At 65.1% G+C, this 15,457-nt stretch carries 17 protein-coding genes and 2 pseudogenes; 8 read left to right on the plus strand and 11 right to left on the minus strand.

All coding sequences use genetic code 11. The features are described from left to right. Window positions 1–7: 7 nt before the first annotated feature. The 4 genes from ACV7NQ_RS38370 to ACV7NQ_RS38385 form a co-directional block, all read right to left on the minus strand. The gene (locus ACV7NQ_RS38370; protein ID WP_463364018.1) at window positions 8–586 is read right to left on the minus strand and encodes a hypothetical protein; all 579 of its coding nucleotides are present in this window, start codon (window positions 584–586) and stop codon (window positions 8–10) included. Next, a complete protein-coding gene (locus ACV7NQ_RS38375) occupies window positions 583–1,062 on the minus strand; it encodes an amino acid--tRNA ligase-related protein (RefSeq protein WP_463364019.1) in 480 nt (159 codons plus the stop codon). The genes ACV7NQ_RS38370 and ACV7NQ_RS38375 overlap by 4 nt, the downstream gene beginning before the upstream one ends. A gap of 87 nt (window positions 1,063–1,149) precedes the next feature. After that, on the minus strand, window positions 1,150–1,473 hold the full coding sequence (locus ACV7NQ_RS38380; protein WP_463365983.1) for an amino acid--tRNA ligase-related protein: 324 nt from the start codon (window positions 1,471–1,473) through the stop codon (window positions 1,150–1,152). Between the two features lie 33 nt (window positions 1,474–1,506). After that, window positions 1,507–2,226, minus strand: coding sequence for an IS66 family transposase (locus ACV7NQ_RS38385; protein WP_463364020.1), 720 nt, complete (start codon window positions 2,224–2,226; stop codon window positions 1,507–1,509). Between the two features lie 614 nt (window positions 2,227–2,840). On the opposite strand from ACV7NQ_RS38385, the gene ACV7NQ_RS38390 reads away from it, so the two are divergent. Continuing rightward, entirely contained in the window at window positions 2,841–3,062 is a 222-nt protein-coding gene (locus tag ACV7NQ_RS38390) for a hypothetical protein (protein ID WP_463364021.1), read from the plus strand. A gap of 109 nt (window positions 3,063–3,171) precedes the next feature. Here ACV7NQ_RS38390 and ACV7NQ_RS38395 read toward each other — a convergent pair whose 3' ends face one another. Beyond that, a complete protein-coding gene (locus ACV7NQ_RS38395; protein ID WP_463364022.1) occupies window positions 3,172–3,894 on the minus strand; it encodes a YwaF family protein in 723 nt (240 codons plus the stop codon). Window positions 3,895–4,469: 575 nt separating this feature from the next. On the opposite strand from ACV7NQ_RS38395, the gene ACV7NQ_RS38400 reads away from it, so the two are divergent. Then, window positions 4,470–5,018 (plus strand): hypothetical protein, encoded by a 549-nt coding sequence (locus ACV7NQ_RS38400; RefSeq protein ID WP_463364023.1) that lies wholly within the window; start codon window positions 4,470–4,472, stop codon window positions 5,016–5,018. A 90-nt stretch (window positions 5,019–5,108) separates the two neighbouring features. Next, window positions 5,109–6,041, plus strand: a complete 933-nt coding sequence (locus ACV7NQ_RS38405) for a hypothetical protein (protein ID WP_463364024.1) — start codon at window positions 5,109–5,111, stop codon at window positions 6,039–6,041. On the opposite strand, the gene ACV7NQ_RS38410 is transcribed toward ACV7NQ_RS38405, so the two are convergent. Beyond that, a complete protein-coding gene (locus ACV7NQ_RS38410) occupies window positions 6,024–7,418 on the minus strand; it encodes an aminotransferase class V-fold PLP-dependent enzyme (RefSeq protein ID WP_463364025.1) in 1,395 nt (464 codons plus the stop codon). The genes ACV7NQ_RS38405 and ACV7NQ_RS38410 overlap by 18 nt on opposite strands. 941 nt (window positions 7,419–8,359) lie before the next feature. Between ACV7NQ_RS38410 and ACV7NQ_RS38415 the strand changes: the two are divergent. Together ACV7NQ_RS38415 and ACV7NQ_RS38420 are read left to right on the plus strand one after the other, a co-directional pair. Beyond that, window positions 8,360–8,568, plus strand: a pseudogene (locus ACV7NQ_RS38415) (IS3 family transposase); the annotation flags it as partial. Further along, window positions 8,549–8,812, plus strand: coding sequence for a hypothetical protein (locus tag ACV7NQ_RS38420; RefSeq protein WP_463364026.1), 264 nt, complete (start codon window positions 8,549–8,551; stop codon window positions 8,810–8,812). The pseudogene ACV7NQ_RS38415 and the gene ACV7NQ_RS38420, both read left to right, overlap by 20 nt. Here ACV7NQ_RS38420 and ACV7NQ_RS38425 read toward each other — a convergent pair. Continuing rightward, window positions 8,809–9,413, minus strand: a pseudogene (locus tag ACV7NQ_RS38425) (TetR/AcrR family transcriptional regulator). The gene ACV7NQ_RS38420 and the pseudogene ACV7NQ_RS38425 overlap by 4 nt on opposite strands. A gap of 135 nt (window positions 9,414–9,548) precedes the next feature. Here ACV7NQ_RS38425 and ACV7NQ_RS38430 point away from each other — a divergent pair. Beyond that, on the plus strand, window positions 9,549–10,568 hold the full coding sequence (locus tag ACV7NQ_RS38430; protein WP_463364027.1) for an aldo/keto reductase: 1,020 nt from the start codon (window positions 9,549–9,551) through the stop codon (window positions 10,566–10,568). Window positions 10,569–10,723: 155 nt separating this feature from the next. Beyond that, the gene (locus tag ACV7NQ_RS38435) at window positions 10,724–11,599 is read left to right on the plus strand and encodes an LLM class flavin-dependent oxidoreductase (protein WP_463364028.1); all 876 of its coding nucleotides are present in this window, start codon (window positions 10,724–10,726) and stop codon (window positions 11,597–11,599) included. 45 nt (window positions 11,600–11,644) lie between these two features. Here the strand turns inward: ACV7NQ_RS38435 and ACV7NQ_RS38440 are convergent, their stop codons facing one another. From ACV7NQ_RS38440 to ACV7NQ_RS38455, 4 genes are all read right to left on the minus strand, one after another. Next, a complete protein-coding gene (locus tag ACV7NQ_RS38440) occupies window positions 11,645–12,154 on the minus strand; it encodes a zinc-binding dehydrogenase (RefSeq protein ID WP_463364029.1) in 510 nt (169 codons plus the stop codon). A gap of 303 nt (window positions 12,155–12,457) precedes the next feature. Next, on the minus strand, window positions 12,458–13,135 hold the full coding sequence (locus tag ACV7NQ_RS38445; protein ID WP_463364030.1) for an SHOCT domain-containing protein: 678 nt from the start codon (window positions 13,133–13,135) through the stop codon (window positions 12,458–12,460). A 276-nt stretch (window positions 13,136–13,411) separates the two neighbouring features. Next, on the minus strand, window positions 13,412–14,497 hold the full coding sequence (locus ACV7NQ_RS38450) for a threonine aldolase family protein (RefSeq protein ID WP_463364031.1): 1,086 nt from the start codon (window positions 14,495–14,497) through the stop codon (window positions 13,412–13,414). Between the two features lie 252 nt (window positions 14,498–14,749). Continuing rightward, entirely contained in the window at window positions 14,750–14,872 is a 123-nt protein-coding gene (locus ACV7NQ_RS38455) for a multicopper oxidase domain-containing protein (RefSeq protein WP_463364032.1), read from the minus strand. Window positions 14,873–14,973: 101 nt separating this feature from the next. On the opposite strand from ACV7NQ_RS38455, the gene ACV7NQ_RS38460 reads away from it, so the two are divergent. Next, on the plus strand, window positions 14,974–15,180 hold the full coding sequence (locus ACV7NQ_RS38460; protein WP_463365984.1) for a response regulator transcription factor: 207 nt from the start codon (window positions 14,974–14,976) through the stop codon (window positions 15,178–15,180). The last annotated feature ends 277 nt before the right edge of the window (window positions 15,181–15,457 follow it).

The raw sequence follows: 15,457 nt of genomic DNA on the forward strand, positions 1-15,457 counted from the left end.
CTGGGCCTCAGCGGCGTCGTAGGTACACCAGGTTCCAGACTTCGGCGTCGGCGTCCTCGGTGCTCTGCTGGACGATCACGCCTCCGACGTCGTCGGCTGCCATCTTGGTGTATTCGGTGAGCCGACGCAGCAGCGAGCTCGGTACCTCCTGCGCCATCCGGCCGTAGCCGGACACGGGCACGATGTTCTCTCCGATCACCATCGGCACGCCGGCCGCGCCGGCTTGCCCGGCCACCGCGACGCCGAGATCGCCGTCGGCCACGGCGGTGGATCCGAACGCCGACACGTACACAGGCTGCGTCGAGCGCAGACCGCCGATGGTGGTGGCCAGATCGACATCGCCTGCCAGTGGTTCCCTGCCGAGATCGAACATCATCTCCGCGCGCAGCGGCACGAACACCGGCGGTACCAGCCGAGCATGGTCGATCGCGTCCATAGCATTCGGATCCGGAGCCGCCGCGTCCTGACCCTGTCCGAACAGGGTCGAGCCGTATCGCGCATTGTTGGGAAACACCGAACCCGCCGCCGTCCGCGCCCGCGCCCGCACCTCCCGCTCGGGAAATCCAGGAGCCGACAGCACACTCATGGACGCAGCTCCCCTGGAATTTTGGGATAGGCGGTGGCTTGCCAGACCGCGGCCAAACCGCCGAGGAACCGGGTGAACCGCTCGACGCCGAGGCCGAAGCCCGCGCTGGGCGAGAGTCCTTCGCGGGCCAAGGTGAGGTACCACTCGTATTTGGCCGGATTCTCACCGGTTTCCCGCATTCGGGTCAACAACGTGCGGTAGTCCGACTCGCGCTCACTGCCGCTCATCATTTCGCCGAACCCGCCAGGGACGATCAAATCGAAGTTGCGCAGCACGCCGGGCTCGTCGGGGTTCTCGCTGTCGTAGAAGCCGCGGGACCCCTTGGGGTAGTCGGTGATGAAGAACGGGCGGGTGGCGGCCGCGGAGATGATCTCTTCGCCCTGCCAGTCGATCTCGGTGTGTTCGCGCTGGTCGTACCCGAGGCCACGCAGCTCCGTCACCGCGGTGGTGTGTCGCCTGCGGTCGTAGGGGCCCACGAGAACCTGCTTCAACTGTTCGAGGTCGCGGTCCAGGATCTCCAGTTCGCGCTGGGCGTTGCTCAGGATATTCCACCGCGTACTTCGTCAGACGCTCGGCCACATCCATGGCGTCTTTCCTCGACCCGTTCGCGATCTCCACATCGAGCTGGTGGAACTCCGCAAGGTGCCGGGCTCCAGCCGCACGTTCGGGGCCACATGGAAGATCTTGTCGAAGGCGAGCAGCGACGCCTGTTTGTAGAGAATGCCACTGGTCATCAGTTTGTAGCGGTGACCGTAGTAGTCGATATCGACCTGTTTCGCGCCGCGTGCGCCCGGGTCGGTCACCGGACCGATGATGGGCTGCAGCAGCTCGGTGAATCCCTCTGCGGTCAGAAATTCCCGCGCGGCGGCCAGGAATCGTGCCTGCACGGTCAACGCCGCAACGGTTCAAAACGTAACTGGTTAGGTTGTTGCGGGAATCCAAGGTCGGCCCTCGGCAAGCATGACGAGGACTTCGAGGAACTGGTGGCCGTGTTTGGCGGCTGTGGATAGGTAGCTGCGGATGGCGCAGAACTGTTCGGCACCGGTAAGGGTTCGCAGGCAGCCGGAGACTTTTTGTCGGAGTTTGATCATGCGGATGTCGCGTTCGGAGCCGTTGTTATCGGGCGGGATCCGGATGTCGGTGGTGAACCGCAGGTAGTCGTCTTCCCGTTTGAGGAGCCGACGGGCCAGCGCGTTCTGCTTCTGCATCAGCTTCGTGGAACGGGCGGAAGTCTCGGCGAGGCCGATCTTGGCGGCGTCGCGGTAGAGACGGACCTGCGTGGCGAGCGCGTCGGGGTCGATCAGTGGCATGTTGTCGGCGACGGCACCGCTGTCGACGGCGGCGGTGACCAGCCGTTGAATCGCGACCAGCGCGTCGGCGACCTGATCTGCCCAACACCACGGGGTGCCGGCGGGCGCGTTGTCGGCGACGCCTTGCAGCTCGCGTTGGGCATGGGCGCAACACAATTGGTGTTCGGCGTCGGTGTAAGTGGTTAGGTAGGCCTCGGGCGCGGTGTCGGTGTTGCCGCCGATCCGTTTTCCGGGACCCCCTGCCGCACCCGGCGTGCCTGTCTCGAGGCACCGGGCGCTCCACGTGTCTTGCCCGCTGGTCAACTCGCGGTTGCCGGTTTCGGTGTCCACGGGGTCGGGATTGTGCTGCCGCGGTAGCGGTAGCGGGTCACGGTGACGCTGGCTGCGCCGGTGAACACGACCCCGTTGTGAGCGAACCTCCATCCCTTGTCGCAGAAGCGGCGTCGGAGCTCCTTCATCATGAGCCGGTGTTAAATGTGTCGTGCGACATCGTTCAGCTGTGTCCGGTCTATCCGGGGCCTCGGATTCGTGTTCAAAACCGGACAATGCCCAGCTCAGAAGCCGACGATAGCCCCGCGTGGATCCGCCCGGGGCCCGCCGATGTTTATGTGAGGCATGCTCTGACTCAGTAATAATCCTGGGGGAACATTGCCGCCCGGCACCCGCACCGACCTGCGGCAGATGCGGCGGCGTGCCCGGACTTCAAGCAACCCTCTTGCAACCCGAGCAGTTCGAACATCCCGAAAATTCACCAGGTGATGCCGTGTGTGTCGGTAGTGTGCTCGGTAATCGGCGATTCTCTTCGGCTGCGGTTCAGACCGGGGGCCGGTGAGATATGAGAGGCGGCGCAGACCGCCGAGACCTCGTAGGCGAGGTCTGAGTCTCCTCGACTTTGGTTTTGTGACGCTCGACTTCTGCGGGGTAACGCGCTGAAGGGAAATTCCATGACAACCAGCCTGCCGGCATTCCCGGCCGCGAACGAGAATCTGCCCGACACCTGTGTCCGGCTCCGGGAGATCGCGCCCGTGGCGGCTGCCGAATTCATAAATACCACAACAAATCACGATGCCAACGCCAAGACGCACTCGGCGGACGCGACCAACCGTGCACCGAGGCCACACAGCAAGCAGCGCGTCTGGACGCTTGGGGCTGCTCAGGCATCCTGAGCCCGGCGATATCGACCACGGCCCGGGTCACGGCCCGTCTCGAGCGCCTGGACCTGGCCCGGGAGTCGATTCCTTGGTTGCCAGGCGCGAGTGGGTGACGTTGTCGGTGTCACGGTGATTTGCTGTGTCGAGACAAATTCGGTGTTGCCCGAGTCCAAGGCCAGGTCATCAAGGCCCACACGGCGAGTAAGAGGACGGCCACGGTAACCAAATACCAGGGCCAGGGGCCGAGCACATCGAGCAGCGACGGAGTCGAGGGTTTCCCGTTGACGAATCCATAGTTGGTGTTGGCGATGAAGTTGAAGACAAAGGTGACCGCGGCCCAGACCACGGTGACTGTTACGGCAATCCAGTAGCTTCGCCAGTCCGGGTGCATGCCAATGCCCAAGGTCAGGTAGATAGCCGCCCAGACCACGACCAGGTGAATCGCCCAGAAGGCCAGGAATTCGTGGTGCGGGAAGTCCGGGCTGTGCAGCGCAGGTGACACGAGCGCCTGCGTGCTCAAGGTGAGGCACCAATAATAGGTCAGCGCATACGCCCAGCGCCGGTGCGACCACAGCGCGTACGCGGCCACCATGGTCGCGAGATCAGTCAGGCGCAGCGGAACCGAGCGGCCGACAGTCGGGGGGACCATCGCGGAGAGGCAGATCGCCAGGTACAGCACCAGCGTCGATGCACCCAAGGCTCGGCCGAATCGGCGTGCGCTACAGGGGCTACGGTGCGTGCGTCCGAGGCGGACGAGCAACGCCGCACCGACCGCAAATACGGCCAGCGCAATCCAGTGCGATGGCCCGTATGCGGTGAATTCCCGCTGCGCCGATGGCGGGTCCACCTACCTGATTTTATAGGCGCGGGCACGTGCCGTCGAAGCCGTCGGCGCCGACCTGGTTATGCGCCGTGGTGGTACGTGCAGGGACTCGGCCGCGACGCTGTCGACGCTCAAGACCCTGTTGAGCTGCGTCGCACCCGTGCGAAGCTCCGGCACATGATCGAGCAGGCGGAGGGCGGCGGCCATCAATCAGCGGCGAGGATGGCTGGAATTCACTTCCCGCCTGGAACTGGAAACGAAGTCAACCACTACGTGCGCGAGCTGCTACGAAACCGGTGGGCACAGGTTCACGAACGATTGATCGCTCTGACCCCACAAAAACTTCCGGCGATTTCCGTGGAGCTGAATGCCGTCGCGCCCGTCGCGCCTGATCGCCCGGTAGGCATCGGGAAACTCGAGGCCGCGGCCCTTGATCACTCGATTCAGCTCGTCCTTCCAATTGCCGTGCGGTTCCCAAAATGGTCCGCGTTTGGGGCATACCCGCCACGCCGCGTGGACCCAGGGAACCCGACCCGAGGTCGATAGCCGATTAGTGTCTGGGGCGGACATCAGCCAAGCAGAAACGACTAAGGAGACGCATGTTCACCCGATATCGTCTGGCCGGAGCCGTTGTTCTCGCGAGCGCATCGCTCGGCGCTACCCCGTTCATCGCGCAAGGCATCGCCGACCCGCCCGGCGGCAGTACCAAAGATGCAACCATCACCTGCACCGAAAACGGCACGGTCAAATGGCTCGAGTCGGGGCTCGCCGAGAAACCGTCGAAGGTCAGGTGGACGGCCACCGCCGAATTCACCGACTGCGCCGGAACAGCCGTCGACGAAGGCAAGCCGTACCCGGTCAGCATGGTGGAAGAGGGCACCGAAGTCGCCTCGTGCGACGGGAAAGTCACCATCCATCAAGGCACCGGCACCATCACGTGGTCTGACAAGAGCACCAGCACTATCAGCAGCGTTGCCGCGGACAACCAGAGCAAGTCCAAAGGCTCGGGTCCCGCCACGTTCCCGATCACCATCGCGACGGGCACTTACGCGGGACATACCGCGGCGGACGACAACACCGTGAGCACCGACCAGTCCTGCCCCGGGGTTACCGAAGCGAAGCTCACCGGCACATTTACCGTCTACTGACATCCCGAGGCGTCGAGGCGAGCGCCGCCGAAGGAACCTTCGGCGGTGTTTGCCGGGCGGTGTCCAGAGCCGAATTATCGTGGTGATCTCATGGTCGATCCACTAGGCGGTTGGCATCATGTCGGGGCGCCGCTGCAGCTCGCGCACCCCGCTCGCCTCGCTGATGACCTGACGATGCTCGAACCGAGCGACAGCCGGAACGTAAGCGGACTCGATCAGCCCCGGTCATGCGATCACCTTCGCACCCAGGGCGAAATAGAGCATGACGCGTTCTTCGGCATCCAGCGAGTGGCATCGGATGCCGCGACCTCCTGGCGGGCGGCGTTGACACGGACGCACCGGGAGATCGCCGGTCAGTCGATCGCACAGACCCACATACGGCAAGTGCCCGGCCTGCTCGACGACCTGACCCAGGCATTGCCGCCGCCGTACCGTCCACTCGTGGATACGCCAGCTTCGGCGATCGCCACGCCATGGACGGCGTTCGAGTGGTGGGTCCAGGGACACCGGATGTTCGCGGTGTTGACGCAGGGCGCAACGGTCGGCATGCGTCACGCCTGCCGGCGCGTTCGGCTGGGCGATCTCCGCGGAGCAGAACAGGGCCTCGATAGCACCGGCGCTTTCTTCGTTTGCAGTGCAACAGCATTGGGATTGACGGCCGGTTTCGGTATCGATGAGTACCGGGAGCAGGTGCGGCCGTTGATGGCGCCGCCTCGAGTGTCCGCCGGATTCAGCGGCGTCCTGTCCGTGGACCATCGGATGCTCGTTGCCGTGCTTCGGGAGTGGCGGCAGTATGCCGGTATTCCCGAGTTGCGGGACGGCTGCGCGCGGCTACGGACGGCGCTGGCGGCGGTCTACGCGGCACACGAAGGGGTGTGCGAGCGCTTTGTGGGCGCCGCCGCGCCCAGCCTGCGCACCGCCACCGCCAGTCGCCCGTCGGCAGCGGTGGCCGTATTGCACGACCTGGGGCAACGTCGTATCGGCCTACTCACGGCGAATACGCCGTCAGTGCCGTTCACCTGAGCCGACAATGCCCGCACACTCACTCAGCAGCGCCCAGGCAGTGGCGACATGATCATGTCGGGTAGCGGTGCCGCCGATCGCCAAACGGAGTGCGAACGCGCCACGAACCTTGGTGTGTGACAGGAACATTCGCCCGGTAGCGTTGACTGCGTCCAGCAGTTCCCGATTGGCCTCGTCGCGACCACGTAACCGAAAACAGATCAGGGACAGCGGATGTGGGGCCAGCACTTCGAAGCGGTCATCCGCGACCACCCACGAGGCGAACTGCTGGGCCAGCGCGACGCTATGCCGGATGTGTTCGCGCAGCCCCTCCGCGCCGTACCAGCGGATCACCGCCCACAGCTTGAGCGCACGGAACCGGCGCCCCAGTGGCACCTGCCAATCCCGGTAGTCCACCACCGCGCCGGATTCGCTCGCATCGTTGCGCAAATAGTCCGGCACCACCGACAGCGCGCCCACCAGGGCGCGGCGGTCCGCGACGTAGCACGCGTCGAAGTCCAAGGCGGTGAGCAGCCACTTGTGCGGATTGGTCGCGTAGGAGTCGGCGAACTGGACCACGCCCGCGTGGATCCACCGTAGCTCCGGGCATATCGCGGCGACTCCGGCGTACGCCGCGTCCACATGCAACCATGCGCCATATTCGCGACAGATCGGGCCGATGAGCTCCACCGGATCTACCGCACAGGTGGACGTCGTGCCCACCGTCGCCATCACCATCACTGGCGTAAGACCAAGGGCCACATCCTGTTCCATTGCCGCGCGTAGTGCCGTCGGGTCCATGGACAGGTCGGCGCGGGTCTCGATGAAACGCACCGCCGAGGAGCCGAGACCGGTGATTCGCGCCGCTTTCTCCAAAGCACTGTTGGCTTCGGTCGAGGTGTAGATGACGTAACGGCCCCGGTCCATACCGTCACGAGCGACCCGCCCACCCGACACCCGGTGCAGTGCCGCGAGCATCGCGACGAGCATCGCACTGGAGGCGCTGTCCTGGATCACGCCGCCACCGCTACCCGCGAAACTGAATCGCTCCGCAAACCCGAGCAACCCGGCAAGCCAGTCCAAGACATGCTGCTCCAACTCGGTACAGGCCGGACTCGTCTGCCAGAGCATGCCTTGCACACTCAACCCCGATGCCAGCAGATCGGCCAACGCCGCCGGCCCCGAAGCACCCGTCGGGTAATAAGCGAAGAACCCCGGATGTTGCCAATGCGTCAGCCCCGGGACCACAATCCGGTCGAGGTCATCCAGCAAAGCGGTGAAGGGCTCGCCCGTCTCCGGCGGTAACGACGGCAGTTGCGCACGAACCTGACCGGGCGCCACTGTCGACAACACCGGCAAAGACTCCACCCGCTCCCAGTAGTCCGCGACCCAATCCACTACTGCGCGACCATGTTCCCGGAATTCCGCCGCGGTCATATGCCGAGGCGGGGGCGCGTCATCCACGGGCTGCGCGCCCGGGGCGCAAGAGGTACTCACGTTAGGGTGAGCACTGGCGAATGGGTGGTCGGCACCGTCACAGGGTAGAGGTGGATGATCAGATCGGCGGTCGACGAGCCGACCAGGCGTGTCGTGTCGTAACCTCTACGCTGCTGGCGTGATCGAGATCGGTTCGAGGGCACGCAGGCTGCCGGCACCTACGCTCGTCGTCTGGGAGTCGCTCACAGAGCCTCGTCGGCCAACGGCTCGCCCCTGGCTCAATTTACTGCCCGATGAAGTCGAACCGAGAGTCCTGCAGGCGGAGAAACCCGACAGGGTTGTGTGGTCATCGCTGTGGCCGAGCAGGCCCAAGGACTGGGTGCACTTCGAGCTGACGGCGGTCCGGGGCGCAGAGACCTTGCTGCGGTTCACCTTGCTCACCCCGGACGATGCCCCTGACCAAAACAAGGCGGGACACCTTCGGCGGCGGCTCAATCAACTGCTCTTCGCGGATCTTCGGTTCTCTTACGGCCAATGATCGCAGCAACGCCGACGATCACACAGGCCGCAGCTGGATTGCCTGCCAACGCATCCGGATTGACGCGCTGTCATGCCGAATCGCGTGTGCCCTTGGGATCGGAAACCGGCTGCGGCGTACTTGCTACATAGTCCGGCCAGCGCGGCGGTGCGGGCCGCGTGGTGTGCGTCGGTCAGGACGCCGGCGATCGCGGTCGCCTACAACTGCCCGTCGGGGTCGGCGTCGCTGATCGCACGCAAGTCACGCAAGAGGTGTCCCGTGTCGGGTCGGGAACAACGGATCGGTTGGTGTCTGGCATAGCCTTGCTCGAGCGGACCGTCGATCAGGCAGGCCGGGCACCGTGTTCGATGTCGGCCTGCTTCAACGGATCGTCGGCTATTGGATCGACTCCGGCATGAAGGCGTCACTGGCGGTGGCCGTTGCACAACGCGGTTCCGGTCGCCCGAGGCGACGATCGTGCATTCGGATCGCAGCGGCCAGTTCCGGTCCCGGAAGTTAGTGAATGCGTTGTCGGCCAACGGTTTACGAGGCATGGGCAGGGTCGGCGCGTGCGGTGACGATGCGGCGAGCGATGGTGCCGCTCCGGGCACGCATCCCGGAGATTGCACCGGCCGCACGGTCGGGCAGGCCGCCTGCCCGACCGGTGCAGGCCGCCGTCGGCGGTGGTGGCGGAAAACGATGCCGTGTCATCACTGCCACCGCCACGGTCGGCAACCAGACCGCCCTCTACACCCAGGCCCCCGCCGACCAGGTGGGCACCGCCTGCGGGCTGAACCGGACCTTCAGCTACTTCGGGTCCATCGCCTCGGCATCCTAGTGAAGGCGCAGTCCTGCGATGACGAGTTCGACCATGCGACGTGCGTCGTAGCGGGGGTTGTTGTCCGCGCCGATACAGAGATTGCCGACGGCCACGCAGCAGTTCGTAGGCATCCATGTCGGGCCGAATCTCGCCCGCCGTGGCAGCAGCGTCGAGCAGTTGGGCGCACACGGGGACGAGGCGGTCGATGAAATAGGCGTGCAGAGTCTCGAAGGCGGCGGCGTCGGACTGCAACGCCTCGGCGAGGCCGTGCTTGGTGACCAGGAAGTCGACGAAGAGGTTGATCCAACTCGCCAGTGCGGCATGCGGTGCCGTTCGCCGCCAGCAGCGCCGGACCGGTCTCAGCGCATGCCTCGACTTGGTGTCGGTATACGGCGACGATGAGATCGGCTCGCGTCGGGAAGTGGCGGTAGATCGTGCCAACGCCAACGCCGGCCTTGGCGGCGATGTCGCGCACGGGCACATCGACGCCGGAAGTGATGAAAGCCGCGGCGGCCGCGTCCAGCAGTGTCTCCTCGTTACGCCGGGCGTCGGCCCGCTTCCGCGGCTGACGACCCTGATCCGCTGTCGATGTCGACCACCGCGCCGCTACCTCCGTCACTCCACTTGTCAAACGGAACCGTGTTCCGTATGCTCGTTAGCGGAACGAGGCTCCGCTTGTTCATGATGCCAGAACGAGTGAGCCAAAACCAGCCACGCATCGCAAACTCGCTTCACCTCTCAAGGAGGAACAGTCATGCAGTACCGCACCTTGGGGCGCACCGGTGTGCAGGTCAGCACCCTCGCGCTCGGCGCGATGAACTTCGGCAAGATCGGGCGCACCACCCAGGACGAGGCCACCGCTATCGTCGACGCCGCTCTCGAGGGCGGGATCAACCTCATCGACACCGCCGACATGTACAGCGACGGCGAGTCGGAGGAGATGGTCGGCAAAGCCATCGCCGGCCGCCGCGACGACATCGTGCTGGCCACGAAGGCGAGCATGCCCATGGGCGACGAGCGCAACCATCAGGGCAGTTCGCGCCGCTGGCTGGTCACCGAGTTGGACAACAGCCTGCGCCGTCTAGGCGTCGACCACGTTGATCTCTACCAAATCCACCGGTGGGACCCGAGCACCAGCGACGAGGAGACGCTGTCGGCCTTGACCGACCTGCAGCGCGCGGGAAAGATTCGCTACTTCGGCTCATCGACGTTCCCCGCGTACCGCATCGTGCAGGCCGAGTGGGCCGCCCGGGATAACCACCTGAGCCGTTACGTCACCGAACAGCCCAGCTACTCGATCCTGCAGCGCGGGATCGAGACCCACGTGCTGCCCGTGACCGAGCAGTACGGGCTCGGCGTGCTGGTGTGGAGCCCGTTGGCTTCGGGCTGGCTGTCGGGTGCGATCCGCGAGGGCCAGGAAATCACCACCAGCCGCTCGATGTTCATGCCGCAACGCTTCGACACCGCCATCCCCTCCAACCGGGCCAGGCTCGATGCCGTGGAGCAGCTGGCCAAAGTCGCCGACGAGGCCGGCCTGACGATGATCCAGCTCGCGCTCGGATTCGTCACCGCGCACCCCGCCGTGACCAGCGCGATCATCGGCCCCCGCACTATGGACCACTTGCACTCTCAACTCGCCGCCGCAGACACCGTGCTCTCCGCCGACGCGCTCGATGCGATCGACGCGATCGTCGCTCCCGGCGTCGACCTTGCCCCACACGAAAAGTTTGATACTCCGCCCGCCCTGCTCGACGCGGCGCAGCGACGTCGCTGATCGCTCGTCACGTCAGTCACCAGGCGGCAGGCGGGCAGTAGCTTGCGCACCCTGCCGCCTGACGCGTCACAAAGGCAGGCCTTCAAAGACTCGAGTCCCCTGTCCGCTTCTGAACCGGAGCGTGTCCCACCCGTGTTGAAAGGACCAACCGCCCCATGCCGCAAACACCCCAGCCTCGTTTCGGGATCATGACCGCCCCCTCACAGGTCGACTACCACGACGTCCTGCGGGTCTGGCGCGAGGCGGACACAATCCCGGAGATCGAGCATGCGTGGCTATTCGATCACCTCATGCCGATCGGCGGCGACCCGAGCGGACCGACCTACGAAGGCTGGGCACTGCTCTCGGCCCTCGCCGCACAGACCCAACGACTGCGCCTCGGCCTACTCGTGACCAGCAACCGATTCCGACCGCCCGCGATGCTGGCCAAGATCGCCGCGACCGTCGACATCGTCTCCGGCGGACGGCTCGACTTCGGTATCGGCGCAGGCTCACGACCCAGCTACCCTCTGGCCCGGCGCGAGTATGAAGCACACGGCCTGCCCTTCCACGACTCCGCCCACGCCGTGGAAAGCCTCGCCGAAGCGTGCACAGTTATCCGGCGGTTGTGGACCGAGACCGAACCGTTCGACTTCCATGGCACCTACCTCCACCTCACCGGAGCGTTCTGCAACCCCAAACCCATCCAGCGCCCCCACCCGCCGATCCTTATCGGCGGACGCTCGGCCCCCGTGCTCCGCGTGGTCGCCGAGCACGCCGACGTGTGGAACATCCCCGGCGGCGACATCGACGACGCCATCCGCCGCAGCGCACTGCTGGACCGCTACTGCGCCGAGATCGGTCGCGACCCCGCCTCGGTCACCCGCTCGATCCACCTGCCCGTCTCCTACGACCAGCCCAGCATCACCCAGGACGCGATCGGCGACGCGATCGACGCCGGCTTCCAGCACATCGTCCTCGGACTGCCAGCGCCCTACCCGGCCAACGTCGCACGGTGGGTCACCGACGAACTCATCACCGCGTCGACCTAACTCCAAACGCGCCATGACGTTGCGTGGCGATTACGGACGTGGCCATTAGTGCGCCCACTCCAGTCGTCTCGGTGAAGCCGGTAGTGCTATGAGCCCCGGACCTGTCGAGGCCTGGGCCGGGGCGTCTCGGTATGCTGCCCGGACCTTTGCCGGCTCGGTTCGGAAGGCAGCGAGGTAGCCGGGCTGGTGTGCACGCACCGGTCCCGGTGCTCGTGAAGCACCGGGACCGGGGAGGTCAGCTGTCGCGTTGGCGGGAAGTAGCAAGAGCTTGCCCCTGGCCTGCCCGCTCTGGCTGATGTCGAGTGCTGTGCGCCAGTCTTCGAGGGGAAAGGTGCGGGCGATCGGAATGGTGAACTGGCCGTCTGCGGCGCGCTGGGCGTACTCGTGGAGCACGTCGTAGCGCAACGGTTGATCCTCACCGAAGGTGGTGCGGACTCCGAGTTCGGCGGCGGCGAAGTCGACGATGGTGAGCACGTGGCGAGGATCGCCGTTCGCGATCTGAAGGAGGTCGGGGAGTACGCCGCTGATCGGCGCGACGTCGAGGACCAGGTCCACCGGTCGTGGCCCGCCAACTGGCCCAAAGCTTCCCCCGTCGATTCCTGCGACCGGTGACCTGGCAAGGCGCACCGGAGGAAGCACTCCCCACCGAACTACGCGAGTCCGATCCAGGTATCCCCCGTCGGGTAGACGGAGTCCAGCTTGTCCCACAGTCCTCGACCCACAGAAAGTAGACAAAGCAATGACGCGGGCACGCCGGGATCGTGAGCGCGAACGTTTCCTGATCGGCCGTGGCACCGGCACTATCTCCGCAGCACAGATCCCCACCATCGATCCGTCTCTGCGTGTCGACACCGTGGCTCAGCCGAGAAGGCGGGCTTTTTCGGCGGCGAATTCCGCGTCGGTAAGTGAGCCTTCTTTGTGGAGCCTGGCCAGTTCGGCGAGTTGCTGAAGTCGGACGACGAAGTCGGGAATTCCGTCCTGCGCGATTCGGTCATCTACGATGGGCCAGCTCTGCGCGGGGTGGACCGTGAAATAGGTCCGCATGGCGGGATGATCGGGCTTGGTCTGGTGCTGACTGACGTCGATGGTGACGCGCTTACGGTTGTGCGGGGCGACGGCAACCTTTACGGTATCCCCTTCCCGGATGCCGAATGCGGTTATGCGGCAATAGGTTTCGTATGGCTCTCGACCGGGTACAGTCACGCGTAGGCGATAGCGATAGACCTGCTTGCCCTCCCAGTCAAACCCACCGCTGTTGATCGTCATGTTGGTTGTCTTGGCCTCCAACACCAGTGCGGTGCCGGGGATACCGCGCGTGAGCAACCGCCTGTCGTTGTTCCCCATGGCGACCTGGGACAGGTACATGCCGTAGCCGAACGGACCCCACCAGACGACCACGACGAATATCGCCAGGCCCAAACGCACTGGACCCGGCAGGCCCTGGATATAGTAAATGCCCGCGATTGCGGGCAGGAACCCGAAGCACATGACGACGAATACTGTCCAACAGATCACCGACATCCGGCCGACAGTCATCTTGTCACCTAACGGAATCCACGCGACCGAGGCAGCCGGTTAGGCATATTGTGACCGACCTCAACCAATTTCGCAGCGGATGAGCTATTCCTGGCCAGCGGTCTCGATCACATGCTCGACTCCGCCAGGCCCGTGTGCGGTGTCGACACTGTGCCTCTACCGGTCCAGCAGTCGAGAGGCCCATAGCCGTGGGCGCAGGAAGCCCCGTCCATGACGGCTCCAAAAGGCCCGCATGAGTCGGAGGCGGTTCGGGCGGGAACCGTCAGCTGATAAACCTCAGGAATGCACAGTCGGACGACTCGCCACGGCCGAGCTCATCTGCGCTGCGAGGGCTGCGGCGAAACGATCGATGTCGTCGGGGGTCGTGTCGAAGGCACACATCCAGCGGACCTCACCGGTACGTTCGTCCCACACGTGGAAGCTGAATTGCCTGCGTAGCTGCTCGGTGACCGTGCGTGGCAGGATCGCGAACACGGCGTTGGCCTGCACCGGCCGCATGACCTCTACGCCGTCGATCGCCCGTGCCGCAGTTGCCAGCCGTGTCGCCATGGCGTTGGCGTGCAAGGCATTTCGCAGCCAGAGGTCGCCGCTGAGCAGCGCCTCGAACTGCACCGAGAGAAAGCGCGTCTTCGACGCCAGCTGGGTGGACATCATGCGCAGGTATTCGATGCCGTCGATATCCGGGTTGAGGACGACCACGGCCTCGCCGAACATCAGCCCGTTCTTAGTCCCGCCGAAGGACAGCGCGTCGATACCCACATCGGTAGTGAAGTCGCGCAGTGCGACGCCGAGAGATGCTGCGGCATTGGATAATCGGGCACCATCGAGGTGGACCAACATGCCGAGATGATGAGCGTGATCACAGATGGCGCGGATCTCGTCGATCGAATACACCGTGCCCAGCTCGGTGCTCTGCGTGATCGAGACGGTCGCGGGCTGGGCGCGGTGCTCGTTGCCCCAGCCCCATGCCTGACGATCGATGAGTTCGGGAGTGAGCTTGCCGTCGGGCGTCGAGACGGGATAGATCTTGACACCGGCTATCTTCTCGGCGGCGCCGCACTCGCTACCGTTGACGTGTGCGGTCTCGGCGGCGATCACCGCGCCCCAGCGCGGCAATAGCGCCTGCAGGGCAACGATATTGGCGCCGGTGCCACCGAATACCGGGTAGGCACGGGCGTGGTCGCCGAAGTGGCGGGCGAAGATACCCGACAGCGCCGCGCTGTATTCGTCTGCGCCATATGCGGGTTGATGTCCACCGTTCGCCAGCGCCAGCGCGGCGAACACCTCTGGATGCACCTCGGCGGTGTTGTCGCTGGCGAACCCGTGGTATGTCGGGTCGTGGCGGCGGATGGCGTCGGTCATCGGGACAACCGTTCGTCGAGGTGGGCATCGGAGAGCGGTAGTAAGCAAAGCTGGGGAACGATTGCGGTACGGTCGGAATCCACGTTGGTGAGGTTACGTGCGGTCCGACCGCAGGTGACGACCGGTCCCCAACGCCGGTCTCCGCGTCCCGGTCGGTTGGATTGGGCGCGGTGTGGTCGGAGCCGTCACAGGTGATGCCTTCGGACGCGGCGATACCTCGGACCCTCTGGCCGGAAAGTCAAGTCAGGGCAATCAGATTACGTTGATCGTCGCCATCATGGCCATGTCCTCGTGTTCGAGATTGTGGCAATGGATCACGTACCGGCCGCGGTAATCGAGAACACCAGCCCGGATGAACTCCGCCGTGCCATCCACGCGGTCCTGACGGCGAGGCGCTACTCGCGCCGAGCGTCACCAAGAAGCTGATAGGCGCCTATGCCCGGCAGCCGATCCAGCCCCCGATCGTCCCGGTCGAACTGGCCGGGCTCACCGACCGCGAAAAAGAAGTGCTGGCACTGGCCGCCCGGGGCATGAGCAACAGTGACATCGCCACGCACCTGTTCATCAGCCCGATGACGGCGAAAACGCACGTCCGGCGGATGATGGCCGAGCTCGACGCGCACGACCGCGCCCAGCTCGTCGTCGCTGCTTACGAATCGGGCATCATCCAGCCCGGCGGATAGGTCACGATCCGCCAGCGCGGACCTCGCGTCGGACGTGACCTGCCTCACCATTCGACCTGGCCGGTCTCCGAGAAGTGCTGGTGACCAGCAGGCGATTTCGACGGCACTCGACGGCAGGCGCGGAAAAACAGGTGATTCCCGCGCAGGCGACAGGAATACTGACGCGCGACCGATGAGTTGAGCGGACCGTTCCCGTCTGATCTGGTGTGGCGCCGCGACACGGCAGTCGGTGACGCGGCATCGGGGCCACACGTCGTCTTGTACTCACAAACACTCC

Source organism: Nocardia sp. Tas62D01, assembly GCF_055232035.1.

Bases quoted from the DNA above. Each gene is read 5' to 3' on its own strand.
- ACV7NQ_RS38405 (WP_463364024.1), top strand. From the start codon at position 5,109: ATGGTCGATCCACTAGGCGGTTGGCATCATGTCGGGGCGCCGCTGCAG.
- ACV7NQ_RS38445 (WP_463364030.1), bottom strand. From the start codon at position 13,135: ATGACTGTCGGCCGGATGTCGGTGATCTGTTGGACAGTATTCGTCGTC.
- ACV7NQ_RS38430 (WP_463364027.1), top strand. From the start codon at position 9,549: ATGCAGTACCGCACCTTGGGGCGCACCGGTGTGCAGGTCAGCACCCTC.
- ACV7NQ_RS38435 (WP_463364028.1), top strand. From the start codon at position 10,724: ATGCCGCAAACACCCCAGCCTCGTTTCGGGATCATGACCGCCCCCTCA.
- ACV7NQ_RS38390 (WP_463364021.1), top strand. From the start codon at position 2,841: ATGACAACCAGCCTGCCGGCATTCCCGGCCGCGAACGAGAATCTGCCC.
- ACV7NQ_RS38370 (WP_463364018.1), bottom strand. From the start codon at position 586: ATGAGTGTGCTGTCGGCTCCTGGATTTCCCGAGCGGGAGGTGCGGGCG.
- ACV7NQ_RS38400 (WP_463364023.1), top strand. From the start codon at position 4,470: ATGTTCACCCGATATCGTCTGGCCGGAGCCGTTGTTCTCGCGAGCGCA.
- ACV7NQ_RS38450 (WP_463364031.1), bottom strand. From the start codon at position 14,497: ATGACCGACGCCATCCGCCGCCACGACCCGACATACCACGGGTTCGCC.